An 18,646-nucleotide genomic window follows, 5' to 3' on the forward strand; every position below is an offset into this window, starting at 1 on the left:
GGGTGCGTCGGCTGAGCGGTGCCCATGCGCCTGGGTGAGGCGCCCATGCTGAGCATGTGGATGGTCGCGCTGGCCGGGCTGGCGTGGCTGGCGCTGATGTTCGGCACCGCACTTTATGGAGAGCGCCATCCGGCGGTGCTGGCGCGGCGCTGGCGCCACGTCTACGCGCTGTCGCTGGCCGTGCATTGCACCTCGTGGACGTTCTACGGCACGGTGACCCAGGCCGCGCGCTACGGTTGGCCGCTGCCGCCGACCTTCCTCGGGGCGATCCTGCTGTACGCGCTGGCGGTGGCCTTCATGGTGCGCCTGGTGCGGCTGGCGCGCGAGACCAATGCCACCTCGCTGGCCGATCTGATCGCCACCCGCCTGGGCAAGGATGCGTGGCTGGCGGCGGTCGTGACCGGCGTGGCCGTGCTCGGGCTGGTGCCCTACGTGGCCCTGCAGCTGCGCGCGGTGACGATGAGCGTGTCCACGCTCACCGGCAATGTGGCCCATGCCGACCAGGTGCCCGCGCCGCTGCGCGACGGCGCCCTGTACGTGGCGCTGGCGATGGCGGTGTTCGCGATGCTGTTCGGCACGCGCCGGGCGAATGCGGCCGAGCACAACCGCGGACTGGTGCTGGCGATGGCGTTCGAGTCGCTGTTCAAGCTGGCGGCGATGCTGGCCCTGGGCGCGTTCGTCTGGCTGGGGCTGGACGTGGACTGGACGCGTGCGGCCAGCGCCGCACCGGTGCCGGCTGCCGATGGCTTCGTGCCGCTGGTGCTGCTGGGCGCACTGGCCATGTTCATCCTGCCGCACCAGTTCCATGTGGCGGTGGTCGAATGCCGCGACGAGCGCGACGTGGCCACCGCGCGCTGGCTGTTCCCGCTGTACCTGCTGCTGATCGCGCTGCCGGCGCTGCCGCTGGCGCGCGCCGGCAGCCTGCTGCTGGGCGGGCATGTGCCCTCGGACATGTACGCGCTGGCGCTGCCGTTCGCGGCCGGGCACGCGGGCCTGGGGCTGTTCGCCTTCCTGGGCGGGCTGAGCGCCGCGACCGGCATGGTGGTGATCAGCACGCTGACCTTGAGTCTGATGATCGGCAACCATTGGTTCGCGCCCGGCCTGCTGCGCGGCGCCTGGCTGCGCGGGCAGGGCGAGGATCGCCGCGGCGAACTGCTGACCCTGCGCCGGCTGGGCATCGTGGCGATCATGCTGCTGGCCTGGGCCTACAACCGGCTGATCGGCGGCAACGACGCGCTGGCCGACGTGGGCGCGGTGTCCTTCTCCGCGCTGGCCACCCTGGTGCCGGCGCTGTGCTTCGCGGTGTGGCGCCCGCAGACGCCGCCGCGCGCGGCGCTGCTGGGCCTGCTGGCGGCGTTCGCCACCTGGGCGTGGGTGATGCTGGTGCCGATGCTGTGGCCGGTGGAGGCGCCGCTCTGGCGGCATGTGCCGCGCGTGCTCGCTCCGGCCGGGCTGTTCGGCCTGACCGGCTGGAGCGCGCTGGGCCGCGCGGTCGGCGCCAGCCTGTTCCTGGGCGCGCTGGTCACGCTTGCGGCGACCGGCTGGCGCCAGGCGCCGCGCGGCAGCGCGCGCCGGCTGGACCGCGCCGCGCTGCGCGAGGCCGGGCGGCGCTTCCTCGGCCACGAGCGCATCGAACACCTGCTCGCCGGCGCGCCCGACGCCGGGCCGGTGCGGCTGGCCACCGAGCAGCGCATCGAACGCGAGCTCTCCGCGGTGTTGGGCTCGGCCTCCACGCGCCTGCTGCTCAACGCCGCGCGCAGCCAGGCCGGCGAGCTGGACACCGTGGCGGCCATCGTCGGCGAGGCCTCGGCCGACCTGCGCTTCAACCAGCAGGTGCTGGAGGCGGCGCTGCGCAACATGAGCCAGGGCATCAGCGTGGTCGATCGCGAACAGCGGCTGGTGGCCTGGAACCCGCGCTATGCGCAGCTGTTCGGCTTCCCGCCGGAGCTGCTCCAGGTCGGCCGGCCGATCGCCGATCTCACCGCCTGGGCCTTGCAGCGCATGCCCCACCGCAACAGCGCCGAGCATGCGCTGGACCGGCGTCTGGCGTTCATGCGCGCCGGCACCGCGCACCTGACCGAGCGCGTGTTCCCCGACGGCACCATCGTCGAGATCCGCGGCAACCCGATGCCCGGCGGCGGCTTCGTGGCCACCTACACCGATGTGACCGACTCGCGCCGCGCCGAGGCCGGGCTCAAGCGTGCCAACGAGACCCTGGAGCAGCGCGTGGCCGAGCGCACCGCGCTGCTGGAGCGCGCCAAGGCCGAGGCCGAGCATGCCAACGATGCCAAGAGCCGCTTCCTGGCCGCCATCGGCCACGACCTGATGCAGCCGCTGCACGCCGCGCAGCTGTTCACCGACGCACTGGCCCAGCGCACGCCCGCGCAGGACCACGACACGCTGCGCCAGTTGGCCGGCTCGCTGGAATCCACCCACGACCTGCTCAGCGGCCTGCTGGACATGTCGCGGCTGGAGGCCGGCGGCCTGGTGCCGGCGCCGCGCGATTTCCCGCTGTCCGAACTGCTCGATCCGCTGGCCGCGCAGGTGCGCGCGATGGCGGCCGAGAAGGGCCTGCGCTTCGGCTATGTGCCCAGCCGCGCCTGGGTGCGCAGCGACCCGCAGCTGCTGCGTCGGATCGTGCAGAACTTCCTGGTCAACGCGGTGCGCTACACCGCGCGCGGCGGGGTGCTGCTGGGCACGCGGCGCGTCGGCGCGCGGCTGCGCATCGTGGTGTACGACAGCGGGCCGGGCATCGCGCCGGAGCAGCAGCGGCTGATCTTCGAGGAGTTCCGGCGCGGCCAGGACGCCGGCGGCCAGGGCCTGGGGCTGGGCCTGGCCATCGCCGAACGCATCGCCGGGCTGCTGGACACGCCGCTCTCGCTGCGCAGCGCGCCGGGCCGCGGCACCGCCTTCGGCGTCGAACTTGCGCGTCTGCCGGCGCCGCGCGCCGCACGCGCCGCGGTGCGCGGACAGGGCGCCCTGCCGCTGGCCGGCCTGCGCGTGCTGGCGGTGGACAACGACGAGGCCGCGCTGGCCGCCCTGGCGGCGTTGCTGCAGGGCTGGGGCTGCGAAGTGGCCACCGCCGCCGACGAGGCGCAGGCGCTTGCGGCGTTGGCGCATGCGCCGGCCGCGCTGTGGCTGTTCGACTATCACCTGGATCGGGGCGACACGGGTGTGGCCCTGCATGCGCGCCTGTCCGATGCATTCGGCGCGCGCCCGTGCGTGCTGCTCTCGGCCGACGCCTCCGGCGCGGTGCGCGACGCCGCGCGCGCGGCCGACCTGCCGCTGCTGGCCAAGCCGCTGCGGCCGCGGCGCTGAAGTCCGTGCTCGACCGGCTGCTGGCCGCGCGCGCGGGTTGAACACCGCGGCGCCGGTGCGGGGGCGACTACAATGGGCGTTTGACCGCCACGCCCTCGCCATGCCCTATACCCCGATCACCGGAACGCTCGGCTACGTGCTTTCGCCCGACGGCACGCAGGTGCTGATGATCCACCGCAACGCGCGGCCCGAGGACGAGCACCTGGGCAAGTACAACGGGCTGGGCGGCAAGCTGGAGAACGACGAGGACATCGCCGCCGGCATGGTGCGCGAGATCGCCGAGGAGGCCGGCATCGAATGCACGGCGATGGAGCTGCGCGGCACCATCAGCTGGCCCGGCTTCGGCCGCAATGGCGAGGACTGGCTGTGCTTCATCTTCCTCATCACCGCCTGGACCGGTACACCGCTGACCTCCAACCCGGAGGGCACGCTGGAGTGGGCGCCGATCGAGCGCCTGGGCGAGCTGCCCATGTGGGAGGGCGACCGCCACTTCCTGCCGCTGGTGTTCGATGGCGATCCGAGGCCGTTCCACGGTGTGATGCCGTATCGCAATGGGCGCATGGTGTCGTGGAGCTTCAGCCGCTTCTGAAGCGGGCGGTGCGCCCGGCGGCGGAGGTGGTTGAAGCGTCGTGCTAGCGGCTGAGGGGGAGGGGTGCTCTTCGTGGGGAAGTCAAAAGCAAAAGCACCTCCTCCCAGCCTCCTCCTTCGCAGCGCGAAAGGGGAGGGGCCGTATTCCGCCTTCGTGGAGGCGGCGGTGTGATCAGCTTGGTCGGCGGCGCTTGGCTGGCGCCGCTCAGCCCTCGAGCTGGCGCGCGGGGTCGGTGAGTTCCAGTTCGCGCAGGATCACTCCGGCCTGGGTGCGGTTGCGCACGCCCAGGCGCTCGAAGATCGAGGACACGTGCGCCTTGACCGTGCGCTCCTGCACGTCCAGGCGGTCGGCGATCTGTTTGTTGAGCAGCCCCTGGGCGACATAGCCCAGCACGCGGAACTGCTGCGGCGACAGGCTGGCCAGGCGCGCGGCCAGCGCCGTGTCGTGCGCGGAGGATTGCGCGCGCGTCACCGCCGTGCGCAGCGAGGCCGGCAGCCACTGTTCGCAGGCCAGCACGCAGCGGATGGCCTCGCGCAGTTCCTCCAGCCCGGCGCTCTTGGGCAGGTAGCCGGCCGCGCCGTGGTCCAGCGCGCGCCGGACCACACGCGGGTCGTCGTTGGCCGAGACCACGACCACCGCCACCGCCGGGAACTGCGCGCGGATCGCGGCCAGCCCGGCCAGGCCGTGGTTGCCGGGCATGTGCAGGTCCAACAGCACCAGATCGATCTCCGGATGCGTTTCCAGCGCCTGCAGCACCGCGTCGAGCGAATCGGCTTCCAGCATCTCCAAGGCGGCCACCGCATCGGCCGCCGCGCCGCGCAACGCGGCGCGGAACAGGGGATGGTCGTCGGCGATCAGCAGGGTGGGCATGGCGGCGGCGGTCGGTGGGTGACGAGGGCTAACGTTAGCAAGCCGCGTCCGCCGGCGGCTGGTACCAAAGTACGATGCGGCCGGCCTGCAGCCGCAGGTAGCGTGGCGCCATGCATGGAACCCGATCCGCCAGCCGCCTGTCGGCATTGCTCTTATCCGGCGCGCTTGCCGCGTGCGCCACGCCGCAGGCCCGCCCGCACGCGGAGGCCGGCGTGACCGGAGCCCTGCAGGTCACGGTGCACCGCAACGGCGATGATCTGCTGACCGCCGGTCTCGGGCTGGCCGGGCTGCAGGCTCCGACGCCGCCGGCCTTCGCCAGGCCCGACGCGCCCACGCCGACCGAACTGCGCAGGCGTGCGATCTGGTCCAACTGGCGCGGCATCGCCGATCTCTCGCCCACCGGCGGCTACGGCACGCTGTACGGCAGCGTGGCGCGCGTGCCGGGCCGCGAGTACGCCGCGCTGGCCACGGTGCCCGGCGCGCGCCAACCGCATCGCGTGCTGGTCCAGGTGCCCGACGCTTTCGATCAGCGGCGGCGCTGCGTCGTGGTGGCGCCGTCGTCGGGCTCGCGCGGGGTGTATGGCGCCATCGCCGTGGGCGGCGCCTGGGCACTGCCGCGTGGCTGCGCGGTGGCCTATACGGACAAGGGCACCGGCACCGACTATTTCGATCTGGATGCCGGGCGCGGCTTTGCGCTGGACGGCAGCTCGGCCGCGCCGGACGAACAGGCGTTGGCCTTCGCTCCCCAGCCCGCGGCCGGGGCGGGCGGCGTGGCGTTCAAGCACGCGCATTCGCAGGACAACCCGGAAGCCGACTGGGGCCGGCACGTGCAGCAGGCCGCGCGCTTCGCGCTGCAGGCGCTGGATGCGGCGTTCCCGCAGGCGGCGCCGTTCACTGCGGACAATACGCGCGTGATCGCGGTCGGCATCTCCAACGGCGGCGGCGCGGTGCTGCGCGCGGCCGAACTGGACGACGCGCTCATCGATGCCGTCGTCGCCGGCGAACCCAACGTCTACGTCGAAGGCGCACCCGGCGCGCGTGCGCTGTACGACTTCGCCAGCGAGGCGGCGCTGCTGATGCCTTGCGCCTTGCTCGACCTGCCGTCGGCGGCGCTGCCGCAGCCGCCGCTGCGCGCCCAGGTCGAACCGCTGTGGACCGCGCGCTGCGCCGCGCTCCAGGCGCAGGGGCTGGTCGAGGGCGCTACGCCTGCGGCGCAGGCCGCCTCGGCCCACGCGCAGCTGCGGGCCAGCGGCTGGAGCGAAGCGGCGTTGGCCTCCGGCGCGGCCAGCGTAGGTTTCGACCTGTGGCGCGCGATCCTGGCGACCTACGCCTCGGCCTACGGCCGCTATGCGCCGGGCGAGCACCCGTGCGGCTATCGCTGGTCGGCGCAGAACGCGGACCTCTCCCCGCGCGCGGCCACGGCCGTCGAACGCGCGGCGTGGTGGTCCGACGCCAGCGGCATCCCGCCCGGCAACGGCGTAGGCCTGATCGATGCCAGGCTGGCCGCGCCCGACCCGACGCTGCCGGGGCTGCTGTGCCTGCGCGCGCTGTGGGACGGGCAGGGCCCGGACGCCCAACGCGTGCGCGCCGGCATCGCGGGCACCCATGCCGGACTGCCGCGGGCCGGGCTGCCGGTGCTGGTGGTGCATGGCACCGACGACGGCCTGATCCCGCCGGCGTTCACCAGCGCGCCCTATGTCGCCGCCGCACGCGCGGCCGGCCGACCGGTGCGCTACTGGCAGGTGCGCAACGGCGAGCACTTCGACGCCTTCCTCGCCCTGCCGGCGTACGGCGCGCGCTACACGCCGATGCTGCCGCACGTCTATGCCGCATTGGATCGCGTGGCCGATGTGCTCGATGGCAAGGCCGCGCTGCCGGCCGATGCGACGATCGAGGCGCGCGGCCGCGGCACCGGTGCGGTGGAGGCCGCGCAGTTCGGCGCGGCGGTGAAGTAAGGCAGCTGGCAGCAGGCGTGATCCACGCGAAAGCGGGGTCAGCGCCTTGGCCATTCAAGAACGAAGGTCAACGGGCCTGGCCTTCGCGGGGCGACGGCGCTGGTGCGGCAGGGGGGCTTCAACCAGGTTGCGTGACGCGCATCGCCCGCCCGGATTGCTGGAGGCGACACGCTGTCGCCGTAGAGCCAGGCGGAGTGCCGTGGAACCGTGCCGTTGGCGGCCGATGCGACCTGCGCGGTTCTCCACAGCCGGTGTGGATGAGTGCTGGGGCAAGCATGTGGATAAGCCGCGCGCGCCCAGTCGTGGCAAGGCGGCGCGCGAAGATGGCGAAAAGATGACCAGCGCGCGGCAGTTCATCCACAGGACCTGTGGATGGAAGCTGGACAAGGATGTGGATAAGCGCGTGAGCGCGTTGCAGAGCGGGCGTGTCAAGCGGATTGGCACAAAAATGACCAGGCCGCATCGCGCCGCATGACGCGCTGCGTGGAACCTTGCGAGGCTTCAATCCGCCGCGCGCAGCGCGATCACCGCATTGAGTCCGCCGAAGGCGAAGGAGTTGCTCAGCACCGCGCGCACCGGGCGGGCACGCGCCTGGTTGGGCACGTAGTCCAGGTCGCATTCCGGATCGGGATCGAGGAAGTTGGCGGTCGGCGGCACCACCTGCTCGCGCAGTGCGCCGATCGCGGCCACCAGTTCCAGCGCACCGGCCGCGCCGAGCGCGTGGCCGTGCACGGCCTTGGTCGAGCTCACCGCCAGCGCCTCGGCGTGCGCGCCGAACACCTGCCGCAGCGCCCGGGTCTCGCAGCGATCGTTGGCCTGGGTGCCGGTGCCATGGGCGTTGACGTAGTCGATCTGTTCCGGCGAAAGGCCCGCGTCCTGCAGCGCCTGGCGCATGGCCGCGGCCGCACCGTCGATGCTGGGCGCGACGATGTCGCCGGCGTCGGCGCTCATGCCGAATCCGGCCAGCTCGGCCAGCGGCCGCGCGCCGCGGGCGGCGGCGTGTTCGGCGCTTTCCAGCACGAACAACCCGGCGCCTTCGCCCAGCACCAGGCCGCTGCGCTGTGCGCAGAACGGCCTGCAGGTATCGTCGCTGACCACGCGCATCGCTTCCCAGGCGCGGATCAGGGCCAGGCTCAGGCAGGCCTCGCTGCCGCCGGCGATGGCCACGTCGGCCAGGCCGTGGCGCACCATCAGCGCGGCCTGGGCCAGCGCGTGATTGGCCGAGGCGCAGGCGCTGGAGACGGCGAAGGCCGGCCCGCGCAGGCCGAAGGCGATGCTGATCTGGCTGGCCGCGGCGTTGTTCATGCTGCGCACGATGGTCAGCGGGTGCAGGCGCTCGGCCTGGTCGCGGTAGAGCCGGCGCGACTGCTCGTCGCGGCTGAGCTCGGCGCCCACGCCGGTGCCGACCACCACCGCGCAGCGCGCGCCGAGCGCGGACTCTGCGCTCAGGCCGGCCTGGGTCATCGCCTCCTGGGCGGCGACCAGCGCCATCTGGGTCATGCGGTCGAGCTGGCCGGGGGCGATGCCGCCGGTCTGCGTCGCGTCCGGGGCGAACCCGGGCAGGGTCGCCGCCATCCGCATCTTCAGCGTGCTGTGCGGATCGGGCGAGGCCAGGGGCGCGATGCCGCTGCGACCGTCGCGCATCGCGCTCCACAGCGCCGGCGCGCCCAGTCCGAGCGCGCTGACCGCGCCCATGCCGGTGATCACCACGCGCCGCGCCTGCACGGAGGCGTCCATGGCGCGTCAGTGCGCCGGCTGCGCTGCGGTGGCCGCCTTGGTCGCCAGCGCGTCCTCGACGGCCAGGACCAGCTTGCCGAGCGAGCCGTCGTCCAGCTTCGGATCGCGCTGCGGGAAGGTGATGTCAAAGTGCTCTTCGATGTCGAACAGGATCTCGATGGCCTCGAGCGAATCCACGCCCAGCTCCTGCAGCTTGGTGTCCGGGGTCAAGGTGGCGGGGTCGATCTCGGCGTGCTGGGCGACGATGGTCTGGATCTGCGATTCGATGGACGGGGTCATGGCAGTGCTCCGCGAGTGAGAGGCCACCGCACGGCACCGGCCGCCGGTGGAGCGCACGCTGCAGCCTCGGCCGCAGCAGCCAGGCGCCACGCTAGACCGCCAATCTTCCAGAGGCCTTTCGTCAAGCCGGTCCAGGCGCGGGCCTTCAGCGGCGGTCCAGCGCCCACCGCGGGGGTGTCCCGCCTCGTCCGCTGGCGCCGGGACGGGCAGGTCGGCTGCCGTGGAACCGCGCCCGCCGGTGTGCCGAGCCGCCGTCGCGGTTCTCCACAGCCGGTGTGGATGAGTGCTGGGGCAAGCATGTGGATAAGCCACGCGCGCCCAGCAACGGCGCGGCCTCGCTCGAAGATGGCGAAAAAATGACCGGCGCGCGTAAGTTCGTCCACAGGGGCTGTGGATGGCGCGCGGACAAAGGTGTGGATAAGCGCGCGAGCGCCTTGCAGGGCAGGCGTGTCAAGCGAATTGGCACAAAAATGACTAGGCGGAATCGCGGCGCGTCGGGCCTGCGCGTGGAACATCGCGGCCCGCTACGCGGCTGGCCGCGTGGCGCTGACAGGTGCCATCTATTCGAGCCCTATGGCCCGGCCTTGATTGCCGCGCGACGCCGCCCTTGGCAGGCTGGCGGCCCGTTCTTCCGTCGCGAGCGCGCGCACCATGTCACGACCCCGCCATTTCTCGATGCTGCGCGACTTCCAGCTGGCCGACTGGTTCACCCTGGGCAACGCCTTCTGCGGCAGCGGCGCGGTGTTCGCCGCGCTGCACTACATGCAGCAGGGCCGGGTGGGGGTGCTGCTGGCCGGCATGGCGCTGATCCCGCTGGCCTTCATCTTCGACGCCCTGGACGGCCGGGTGGCGCGCTGGCGCAAGTCGGCCTCCACCCTGGGGCGCGAGCTGGATTCGCTGGCCGACGTGATCTCCTTCGGCGTGGCGCCGGCGGCGCTGGCCTACGCCTGCGGCCTGCAGGGCGGCTGGGACTGGCTGATCCTGAGCTACTTCGTGTGCTGCGGCGTCAGCCGGCTGGCGCGCTACAACGTCACCGCCGAGGCGCTCTCGGGCGATGAGGGCAAGGTGACCTACTTCGAGGGCACGCCCATCCCGACCAGCCTGGCGCTGGTGGTGCTGCTGGCGGTGGCGGCGGTGCAGGGCCGCCTCGGTGCGCAGGTGTGGTGGGGCCAGTGGCAGCTGGGGCCGTGGCAGCTGCATCCGCTGGTGCTGCTGTTCGCGCTGTCCGGCTCACTGATGATCAGCAAGACACTGCATATTCCCAAGCCGTAGGGCAGCTGCCGGCAGGTTGCTATCATCCAGACGCAAGTCGGGAGCGCGTAATGTCGGGTGCACAAGGCGGGTGGGGCGAAGGGGCGGACGCGATGGCGCGCCAGGTCTGGGAGACCTGGGGCGAGGCGCTGCGCAAGTTCGCCTCGGTGCCGCTGGAGACCGCCGCGCCGGCCTGGCAGCAGGTGCCTGGCGGCTGGCCGGGCTGGACGCCGCCCAAGGGCGGGGCGCCGGGCGATGTGATGGAGCGCTTCGACGGGCTGGCCCGGCACTGGTTCGGGCGCATGCAGCACGTGGCCGCCCAGTTCGCCGACCGCGACAACACCCCGGCCGACATCGTCGCCGCCTGGCGCCAGGCGCTGGGCGCGACCGAGGCCAATCCATATCCGGACCTGTTCGGCAGCCTGTTCGGTCAGGCCACCGGGCTGGACGATCTGGGCGAGCAGTGGCTGCCCTGGCTGGAATCGCTGCGCGGGCCGCTGGAGGAATGGTCCAGGACGCCGGCCTTCGGCCCTGCGCGCGAGCACCAGCAGCGCTGGAAGGGCCTGTTGCAGGCCCAGCATGCGCTGCGCGAGGCGGCCGAGGCCTACCGCACCCTGCTGGAGGACGCCTCGCGCCAGGCCTATGCGATGTTCGAGGAGAAATTGAACCAGCGCGCGGGCGAGGGCAGTGCGCTGGACAGCGCGCGGGCCCTGTTCGACGAGTGGATCGACGCGGCCGAGGATGCCTACGCGCGCATGGCGCTGTCCGAGGAGTTCAGCGAGGTCTACGGTGCGCTGGCCAACGCGCAGATGCGCATGCGCGCCGGCGTGCAGCGCGAGGTCGAGCAGCTCGGCAGCCTGCTGGGTCTGCCCACGCGCACCGAAGTCGATGCCGCGCACCGCAAGATCGCCGAACTCGAGCGCATCCTGCGCCGCATGATGCGCGGCCAAGCCGCCGAGCGGCCCGCGGCCGCGCCTGAAACGCCTCGCCAGGCCCCGTCGCCAGCGCGACCGGTCAAGGCGGCGAAGAAGACCGCCGCTTCGAAGCCTTCCGCGGCGTCGAAGGCGCCGACGAAGAAGTCGGCCAAGACCGCAGCGAAGAAGATCGGCGAGAAGCCGACGGCGAAGAAGGCAGCAGCGAAGAAAGCCACAGCGAAGAAGGCCGGCCGCACCAACGCGCCCACCGAGCCCGTCTCGAAGACCTCCGCCAGGCGCACCACACGCGGCAAGGCGCCGGCATGAGCAGCAGCCCGTTCCGCGCCACCGCCGATGCGCTGGCCGCCGAAGCGATCGCCCTGCAGGAGAAGCTGGGCGCCGGCCTGCGCACGCTGCCCGAGGTCGGCGATGTGCATTACGGCGTGACCCCGCGCGAGGAAGTCTGGCGCGATGGCAAGGTGGTGCTGTATCGCTTCATCGGCGACACCGCGCCCACCGCCAAGGTGCCGCTGCTCATCACCTATGCGCTGGTCAACCGGCCCTACATGGTCGACCTGCAGGAAGACCGTTCGCTGGTCCGTGGCCTGCTGGCGCAGGGCCAGGACGTCTACCTGATCGACTGGGGTTATCCGGATCGCTCGGACCGTTTCGCGCTGCTGGACGATTACGTCAACCGCTACATCGACGGCGCCGTCGACCATCTGCGCCAGACCAGCGGCGAGGACGCGATCAACGTACTCGGCATCTGCCAGGGTGGCGCGCTCTCGCTGTGCCATGCCGCGCTGCATCCGGCCAAGCTGCGCAACCTGATCACGATGGTCACCCCGGTGGACTTCCACACCCCGGACAACATGCTGTCCAACTGGATCCGCATGGTCGATGTGGATCTGCTGGTGGACACGCTGGGCAACGTGCCGGCCGACCTGATGAATCTGAGCTACCTCATGCTCAAGCCGTTCCGCCTGAACGTGCAGAAGTATGTCGGCCTGCTCGACATCCTGGACGACCGGCGCGCGGTGCAGGACTTCCTGCGCATGGAGAAGTGGATCTTCGACTCGCCCGACCAGGTGGGCGAGGCCTTCCGCCAGTTCGCCAAGCAGTTCTACCAGGCCAACGGCTTCGTCGAAGGCGGCATCGCCCTGGACGGCGAAGCGGTGGACCTGTCGCGCCTGCAGATGCCGATCCTCAACATCTACGCCGAGCAGGATCACCTGGTGCCCCCAGATGCCTCCAAGGCGCTGCGTGGGCTGGTCGGCAGCCAGGACTATTCCGAACTGAGCTTCCGCGGCGGCCATATCGGCATCTACGTCTCCAGCCGCGCCCAGCGCGAAGTCCCCAGCGCCATCGCAGGCTGGCTGTCGGCGCGCTGATCGGGTCTGCCGGCCCCGCTGTTTGGCGACTTGGTCCAAGCGCCGCCAACCGCCCCGCCAAACTGACCGTCTCCACATGATCCGCCCCCTCCCTTGCGCGCAGCGCAGGGAAGGGCTGGGGAGGGGTGCTTTTCGCGGCCAACTAAGAAGCGAAAGCAGCGGCAACGGCGAGCCTTAGAAGCAACAGCAACAGCAACAGCAACTGCAACAGCAACTGCAACAGCAACTGCCAACCCCTCCCCAACCCTCCCCTGCGCTGCGCGCAAGGGAGGGGGCAGATCACCTGCGCTCGTGCTTCCTGCGATCCCGAATCCCGAATCCCCAATCCCGGATCCCCAATCCCGGATCCCCAATCCCGGATCCCCAATCCCGAATCCCCAATCCCCAATCCCCAACCCGCCCTTGACCCCCACACCGCTAGACTCCCCACCATCCACCGCCGCTCGCAGAGTGCCGCCATGAACACGCCCACCGCTCCCCGTCCGCTGGCCCGCTCGCTGGACGACCGCATGATCGCCGGCGTCATGGGCGGCATCGCCCGTCGCTTCGGCTGGAACGCCACGCTGGTGCGGGTGGTGTTCGTCATCGTCTCGCTGGCCTCGGCCGCGTTCCCCGGCATCCTGGTCTACCTGCTGCTGTGGCTGCTGATGCCCAACGAGGCGTGAGCGATCGCGCCCGCGTGCGCGCGCCGCATCCGTTGCTGCTGGCGCTGGGGGCGCTGTGGACTTCGCCCAATACGCTGATCGGTCTGCTGCTCGGCGCGGCCGGCCTGCTGCGCGGCGCGCGGGTGCACCTGAGCACGCGCGAGCACGCGCTGGTGTTCGCGCGCTGGCCCTGGGGACCGGGCGGGGCGATCACCTTCGGCAACACCATTCTGCACACTGGGGCCGACCTGGACGTCGCCTGCCACACCTACGGCCATCGGGCAGGGCACTGCATCGACGCGCCGATCCGCCTGGGCGATCACGAACGCGCGCACGTGCTGCAGTACATGGCGCTGGGGCCGCTGTTCCTGCCGCTCTATCTGCTGTGTGGCGGGATCAGCGTGCGCAACCGCTTCGAGCGCGCCGCCGATCGCTATGCGTTGACAGGGGCAGGCTGGTGGCCGTTCGCCAGCCCGCGTTCGCTGCGATGAAGCGGCTTCAGCGCGGCAGCGCGCCGTGCAGGAACTGCTCGACCGAGGTGTCCACGTAGGCCGCCAGCTCCTCCGGATCGGAGTTGGCCATGTAGCCGCAGGCGGTGCGGATGGTCAGCTCGCCGAACAGCATCATGAAGAACTGGCCCGCCGCCTGATAGGGCGTGGTATGCAGCACCAGCCTGCCGGCGGCGACCTGCTGTTCGAAGTAATGGCCCAGGCAGCCGCGCGTGTCGGCGATGGCGTTGTCGAAGAAGAAGTCGCGCAGCTGCGGGAAGGCGCGGCCTTCGCCGATCACGATGCGGTTGACCAGCAGCGCATCGGGCGTGGTCAGGCTGGCTGCGATCTCGCGGCCGGCCTTGCGCAGCGCCTCTTGCGGCGGCAAGCCGTCCAGTTCCATCGCGCGCAGCCGGTCGGCCATGTCCTGCAGGCGGCGCTCGATGATGGCGAAGGCCAGGCCTTCCTTGTCGCCGAAGGCCCGGTACAGCGTGGCCAGCGATCCGCCGGCGCGCGCCACGATCTCGCTCAGGCGGGCCTGCTGGTAGCCCTTCTCGGCGAACACCTCGGCGGCCGCGTCGAGGAACTTCTCCACGCGCAGTTCGCCGCGGCGGCACAGTTCGACCTGGGGCATCGGCCGCACGCTCGGGAGGCGCGGTCTGGAAGCGAGCATGGGCATGGGGGGAATCGGAGCTGGCCTGTTTCCGCCAATCTAGCAAGGAATATCGCCAGACGAGTGATGCACCGCGGGAGAGCGCCATGCGCGCAACGCCGCGCGCCGCAGGCTTACCGGCACCGCCCCGGGCCGCTATACTGCGCGGCCGCGCCGAAGTGGCGGAATGGTAGACGCAGCGGACTCAAAATCCGCCGCCCTTAAAAGCGTGTGGGTTCGAGTCCCACCTTCGGCATGATGGGAAGGCAAAGGCCGGCATTGCCGGCCTTTGTGCCGTCTGGGGAATGACAAGCCCGCCAGATTGATGCGGCGCAGAATGCCAAGGCGGGGTCGGGCTTCGTATGGTGACAGCGCTGTCACCGGACGGGGTCGTGGGTGGTGGCGCTTCCTTGCCTTGTTGCCCGGCTTGTCTCCCTTATGCGCCTGCCTGACCTGCGTTTCGTCCATGCACTGCGGGGCCGCCCTGGCGCGGCGCGCATGCGTGCGTCAGGTCGAGGGGGCCGCGGTCGACTCGCGCAGCTGCAGGGCGTAGGGCATCTGCACCATCGCACCGCTGTCGGGGGTGTGGATGGTCTTGATCAGTTCGAGTGTCGCGGTGCGGCCCATGTCGCGCGTGGGCTGCCGCACGGTAGTGAGCGAGGGGAAGATGTGGCGCGAGATCGGCGTGTCGTCGAAGCCGCAGACCGAGAGCTGCTGCGGGATGCGCAGGCCGCGCTCGCCGGCCACGCGGATCACACCGGCGGCCATGTCGTCGTTGCCGGCGAAGATGGCGGTGGGCGGCTCGGGCAGGTCGAGCAACTGGTTGGCCGCGGCCACGCCCGATTCGAAGGTGAACTCGCCCTTGGCCACCAGCGCCGGGTCGTAGGCGATGCCGGCCTCGCGCAGGGTCTCGCGGTAGCCGGCGTGTCGCCACTCGGCCGCGCCGTGGGTCGGCGGCCCCTTGATGTGGCCGATGCGGCGATGGCCGAGCGCGAGCAGGTGGTGCATCAGCTCGCACACCGCGGCGTGTTCGTCCACGGTCACGCCGATGCGGCCACGATGCGTGCGTGGGGCGATGCTGGCGAAGGGCAGGGCCGCATCGTCCAGAAAGCCGAGCAGCTCCATGTCGTCGGTCAGCGGCGGGGTGAGCACGAAACCGTCCACGCCGTGCTGGTTGGCCAGTTCGCGCAGTTCGGCGATCGCGCGGCCCTCGCCGTAGGTCACCGGCGCCAGCACCAGGGTGTAGTGGCGCTCGCGGCAGGCCTCGAGCACGCCGCCCTGGATCTGCATGAGGTAGTTGCGCGAGGGGTTGTCGTAGGCCAGCGCGACCACGAAGGTGCGCCTGCTGGCCAGGCTGCGCGCGGAGAGGTTGGGCTTGTAGTGCAGCCGGTCGACCACTTCCTGCACGCGGCGGCGGGTCTGTTCGCTCACGCGCGGCTCCTGGTTGAGCACGCGCGAGACCGTCTTCATCGATACGCCGGCCGCCTCGGCCACGTCCTCCAGTCTCACCCGCATCGTCTGCCATCCCCTGTCGCCGTCGCCGCATCTTGCCAAAACCCGCGGCCGACGCCTGCTGCAACCGCAGCACACCCGGCGCGCGCATCCCTTTCCCAGGAGTTCTCTGCATGAAGCAACGTCCTTTCCGCGCCGCCCGTGGCCCCCTTTCCCTCACGCTGCTGGCGACGCTGTCGGCCGGCGTGCTGAGCGGCGGCGCGGCCATCGCGCTCGACCAACAGGCGGGCACCGCGCATCCGGCGCTGTGGCCGCAGCTGCGCTCGCCGCTCAAGCCCGATCCCAAGCTGGAGGCGCGCATCGATGCGCTGCTGGCCAGGATGTCGCCGGAAGAGAAGGTCGGACAGGTGGTCCAGGCCGACATCGCCAGCGTCACCCCGGATGATCTGAAGACCTACCGCCTGGGCTCGATCCTGGCCGGCGGCAGCTCGGACCCGGGCGGCCAGTACAACGCGCCGGCCAGCGCCTGGCTGGCGTTGGCCGATGACTTCTACGCCGCCTCGATCGACACCAGCGGCGGCAAGTACAACGCCATCCCGGTGATCTTCGGCGTCGATGCCGTGCACGGCCACAACAACGTGGTGGGCGCGACGCTGTTCCCGCACAACATCGGCCTGGGTGCGACCCACGACCCGGCGCTGATGGGCCAGATCGCGCAGGCCACCGCCGCGGAGATGCGTGCCACCGGCATCGACTGGACCTTCGCCCCGACCCTGGCGGTGCCGCAGGACGATCGCTGGGGCCGCACCTACGAGGGCTATTCGGAGAATCCGGACGTGGTGCGCGCCTATGCCGGTCCGCTGATCCAGGGCCTGCAGGGCAAGCCGGGCAGCAAGGACTTCCTCAAGGGCGCGCACGTGGTGGCCACCGCCAAGCACTTCCTGGCCGATGGCGGCACCTTCGAAGGCCGCGACCAGGGCGATGCGCGCATCGACGAGGCCACGCTGCGCGACGTGCACGGCGCCGGCTATCCGCCGGCGCTGAAGGCCGGCGTGCAGGCGGCGATGGTGTCGTTCTCCAGCTGGAACGGGGTCAAGATGAGCGGCAACGCCTCGCTGCTGGATGCGGTGCTGAAGCAGCGCATGGGCTTCGATGGCTTCGTGGTCAGCGACTGGAACGGCCATGCCGGCGTGCCCGGCGGCAGTCGCGAGAACTGCGTGCCGGCCTTCGTCGCCGGCGTGGACATGATCATGGCGCCGGACACCTGGAAGGGCTGCTACGAGCATCTGCTGGCGGCCGAGAAGGGCCATGCGCTGCCGGCCGGGCGCCTGGACGAGGCGGTGCGCCGCATCCTGCGGGTCAAGTTCCGCGCCGGCATGTTCGAGGCCGGCAAGCCCTCCACGCGCGGGGTGGCGGGCCGGTTCGACCTGCTGGGCAGCGCCGAGCATCGCGCCATCGCGCGCCGCGCGGTGCGCGAGTCGCTGGTGCTGCTGAAGAACAACGGCGGCGTGCTGCCGCTGGATCCGCGCGCGAAGCTGCTGGTGGCCGGCGACGGCGCCGACGACATGATGATGCAGTCCGGCGGCTGGACCCTGAGCTGGCAGGGCACCGGCCTGAAGCCGGAGGACTTCCCGCATGCGCAGACCATCGCCGCGGCCCTGCGCGAGCAGGTGGCGCGCGCCGGCGGCCAGGTCGAGCTGGCCGCCGACGGCCACTACACGCACAAGCCCGACGCGGCGGTGGTGGTGTTCGGCGAGACGCCGTACGCCGAGTTCCAGGGCGACCTGAAGGTGCTGGCCTATCGCCCGGGCGACGACCGCGACCTGAAGCTGCTGCGCAAGCTCAAGGCGGAAGGCATCCCGGTCGTGGCGGTGTTCCTGTCCGGCCGTCCGCTGTGGATGAATCGTGAGATCAACTCGGCCGACGCCTTCGTGGCCGCCTGGCTGCCGGGTTCGGAAGGTGGCGGCGTGGCTGATGTGCTGTTGCGCGATGCTGCGGGCAAGGTGCAGCACGATTTCCGCGGCACGCTGTCCTATTCGTGGCCGCGCACCGCGGTGCAGACGCCCTTGAACGTCGGCCAGCCCGGTTACGACCCGCAGTTCGCCTACGGCTACGGCCTGACCTACGCCAAGCCGGCATCCGTGCCGGCGCTGTCCGAGGATGCGGGCATGGACCTGGCCTCGCTGGGCGCGCAGACCTTCTTCGAGCGCGGAACGCCGGCCACCGGCTGGACGCTGCGCGTGCAGTCGGTAGTGGGCAAGCCGCGCACGCTGTCCCAGCCTTCCGGCCAGCGCGACGCGCCGGACGTGGCGATCGCGCCGGTGGACTACAAGGCGCAGGAAGACGCGTGGAAGATCACCTGGAAGCAGGCCGGCGAGATCGCGCTGCTCGCACCGCGCCCACTGGACCTGGTGCGCGAGACCAACGGCAACGTGATGCTGCGCGTCACCCTTCGCGTGGACGCCGCGCCGTCGCAGCCGGGCGCCGAACTGTTCCTGGAATGCGGCCCGGGCTGCAGCGCGTCCCTGCCGATCGACACCGCGCTGGCCCAGGCGCCGCGCGGCACCTGGGGCACGCTGGGCATCCCGTTGAAATGCTTCGCCGCGCGCAACGCGCAGATGGGCCAGGTCACCGCGCCGCTGGGCTGGCGTATGCCGGCCGGCACGGTGCTGTCGGTCCACGAAGTCGGCCTGGGCACCGAGGCGCAGCACGTGCTCGATTGCGCGGCGAAATGAGGGCGGGCGGGCCCTGCCTCGGTCAAGAGGACAGCGGCCCGCCTTGACACCTTGGGCGGACACGAGGCCGGCGGTGGTGACATCGCCGGCCTCGCTTTTGTGCGTCTGACGCGCTCGGCCTGGTTGCTTGGATGGACATGGCGCGTTGGTCGCTTTGAGCGCAGTCGAGGCGTCGGCAGACTGCGGCAGAGAACGTCCTCCGTGCCCTCAGTGGACTTCAAGAGGAGAGGGTCAATAAGGGGAACGGTCGGTGTCGAATGGGCCAGATGCCGTCATCCAGGACAAATGAAACCATGTCGATTGCATGACGCGACTTATCCGACAAATTCTTGAAAAACACTGTCAAATGTAGCTAAAACAGGCACAAAAAA

The 18,646-nt window shown here is 71.2% G+C and carries 15 protein-coding genes and 1 tRNA gene; 11 read left to right on the top strand and 5 right to left on the bottom strand.

Features of this window, described 5'->3' with window-relative positions:
• Positions 1-24: 24 nt before the first annotated feature.
• Positions 25-3,318 (top strand): PAS-domain containing protein, encoded by a 3,294-nt coding sequence (locus tag WFQ05_RS00955; protein ID WP_337052252.1) that lies wholly within the window; start codon positions 25-27, stop codon positions 3,316-3,318.
• A gap of 100 nt (positions 3,319-3,418) precedes the next feature.
• On the top strand, positions 3,419-3,907 hold the full coding sequence (locus WFQ05_RS00960; RefSeq protein ID WP_130519463.1) for an 8-oxo-dGTP diphosphatase: 489 nt from the start codon (positions 3,419-3,421) through the stop codon (positions 3,905-3,907).
• Between the two features lie 204 nt (positions 3,908-4,111).
• Here WFQ05_RS00960 and WFQ05_RS00965 read toward each other — a convergent pair whose 3' ends face one another.
• Positions 4,112-4,777 carry a response regulator transcription factor gene (locus WFQ05_RS00965; protein ID WP_337052253.1) on the bottom strand — a complete coding sequence of 222 codons (666 nt, stop codon included), beginning with the start codon at positions 4,775-4,777 and terminating at the stop codon, positions 4,112-4,114.
• A 212-nt stretch (positions 4,778-4,989) separates the two neighbouring features.
• Here WFQ05_RS00965 and WFQ05_RS00970 point away from each other — a divergent pair, with 212 nt between their 5' ends.
• Positions 4,990-6,732, top strand: coding sequence for a 3-hydroxybutyrate oligomer hydrolase family protein (locus WFQ05_RS00970; protein WP_337052254.1), 1,743 nt, complete (start codon positions 4,990-4,992; stop codon positions 6,730-6,732).
• A 199-nt stretch (positions 6,733-6,931) separates the two neighbouring features.
• Positions 6,932-7,207: a hypothetical protein gene (locus tag WFQ05_RS00975; RefSeq protein ID WP_337052255.1), complete on the top strand. Its 276-nt coding sequence runs from the start codon at positions 6,932-6,934 to the stop codon at positions 7,205-7,207.
• A gap of 26 nt (positions 7,208-7,233) precedes the next feature.
• Here the strand turns inward: WFQ05_RS00975 and WFQ05_RS00980 are convergent, their stop codons facing one another.
• Both WFQ05_RS00980 and WFQ05_RS00985 read right to left on the bottom strand, forming a co-directional pair.
• A complete protein-coding gene (locus tag WFQ05_RS00980; RefSeq protein ID WP_337052256.1) occupies positions 7,234-8,469 on the bottom strand; it encodes a beta-ketoacyl-[acyl-carrier-protein] synthase family protein in 1,236 nt (411 codons plus the stop codon).
• 6 nt (positions 8,470-8,475) lie between these two features.
• Complete coding sequence (locus tag WFQ05_RS00985) at positions 8,476-8,748, bottom strand: acyl carrier protein (RefSeq protein ID WP_130522312.1); 273 nt, start codon at positions 8,746-8,748, stop codon at positions 8,476-8,478.
• A 651-nt stretch (positions 8,749-9,399) separates the two neighbouring features.
• Here WFQ05_RS00985 and pssA point away from each other — a divergent pair.
• From pssA to WFQ05_RS01010, 5 genes are all read left to right on the top strand, one after another.
• Complete coding sequence (gene pssA / locus WFQ05_RS00990) at positions 9,400-10,020, top strand: CDP-diacylglycerol--serine O-phosphatidyltransferase (protein ID WP_130519473.1); 621 nt, start codon at positions 9,400-9,402, stop codon at positions 10,018-10,020.
• 92 nt (positions 10,021-10,112) lie between these two features.
• The gene (locus WFQ05_RS00995; protein WP_337052257.1) at positions 10,113-11,240 is read left to right on the top strand and encodes a poly(R)-hydroxyalkanoic acid synthase subunit PhaE; all 1,128 of its coding nucleotides are present in this window, start codon (positions 10,113-10,115) and stop codon (positions 11,238-11,240) included.
• Complete coding sequence (locus WFQ05_RS01000; RefSeq protein ID WP_337052258.1) at positions 11,237-12,304, top strand: class III poly(R)-hydroxyalkanoic acid synthase subunit PhaC; 1,068 nt, start codon at positions 11,237-11,239, stop codon at positions 12,302-12,304. Before WFQ05_RS00995 ends, WFQ05_RS01000 begins: the two co-directional genes overlap by 4 nt.
• Positions 12,305-12,762: 458 nt before the next feature.
• Positions 12,763-12,969: a PspC domain-containing protein gene (locus WFQ05_RS01005; protein WP_130519479.1), complete on the top strand. Its 207-nt coding sequence runs from the start codon at positions 12,763-12,765 to the stop codon at positions 12,967-12,969.
• Positions 12,966-13,439 (top strand): hypothetical protein, encoded by a 474-nt coding sequence (locus tag WFQ05_RS01010; protein ID WP_337052260.1) that lies wholly within the window; start codon positions 12,966-12,968, stop codon positions 13,437-13,439. Before WFQ05_RS01005 ends, WFQ05_RS01010 begins: the two co-directional genes overlap by 4 nt.
• Before the next feature lie 7 nt (positions 13,440-13,446).
• Here WFQ05_RS01010 and WFQ05_RS01015 read toward each other — a convergent pair whose 3' ends face one another.
• Positions 13,447-14,070, bottom strand: coding sequence for a TetR/AcrR family transcriptional regulator (locus tag WFQ05_RS01015; RefSeq protein ID WP_337052261.1), 624 nt, complete (start codon positions 14,068-14,070; stop codon positions 13,447-13,449).
• A gap of 191 nt (positions 14,071-14,261) precedes the next feature.
• Between WFQ05_RS01015 and WFQ05_RS01020 the strand changes: the two genes are divergently transcribed.
• Positions 14,262-14,344: transfer RNA gene (locus tag WFQ05_RS01020), tRNA-Leu, on the top strand.
• 251 nt (positions 14,345-14,595) lie between these two features.
• On the opposite strand, the gene WFQ05_RS01025 is transcribed toward WFQ05_RS01020, so the two are convergent.
• Positions 14,596-15,603, bottom strand: coding sequence for a LacI family DNA-binding transcriptional regulator (locus WFQ05_RS01025; protein ID WP_130519491.1), 1,008 nt, complete (start codon positions 15,601-15,603; stop codon positions 14,596-14,598).
• Positions 15,604-15,713: 110 nt separating this feature from the next.
• On the opposite strand from WFQ05_RS01025, the gene WFQ05_RS01030 reads away from it, so the two are divergent.
• Complete coding sequence (locus tag WFQ05_RS01030; RefSeq protein ID WP_337052262.1) at positions 15,714-18,275, top strand: glycoside hydrolase family 3 N-terminal domain-containing protein; 2,562 nt, start codon at positions 15,714-15,716, stop codon at positions 18,273-18,275.
• Positions 18,276-18,646: the final 371 nt, after the last annotated feature.

The sequence above is a fragment of the Pseudoxanthomonas sp. USHLN014 genome (assembly GCF_037153335.1).
GTDB classification, from domain to species: Bacteria; Pseudomonadota; Gammaproteobacteria; order Xanthomonadales; family Xanthomonadaceae; genus Pseudoxanthomonas_A; species Pseudoxanthomonas_A winnipegensis.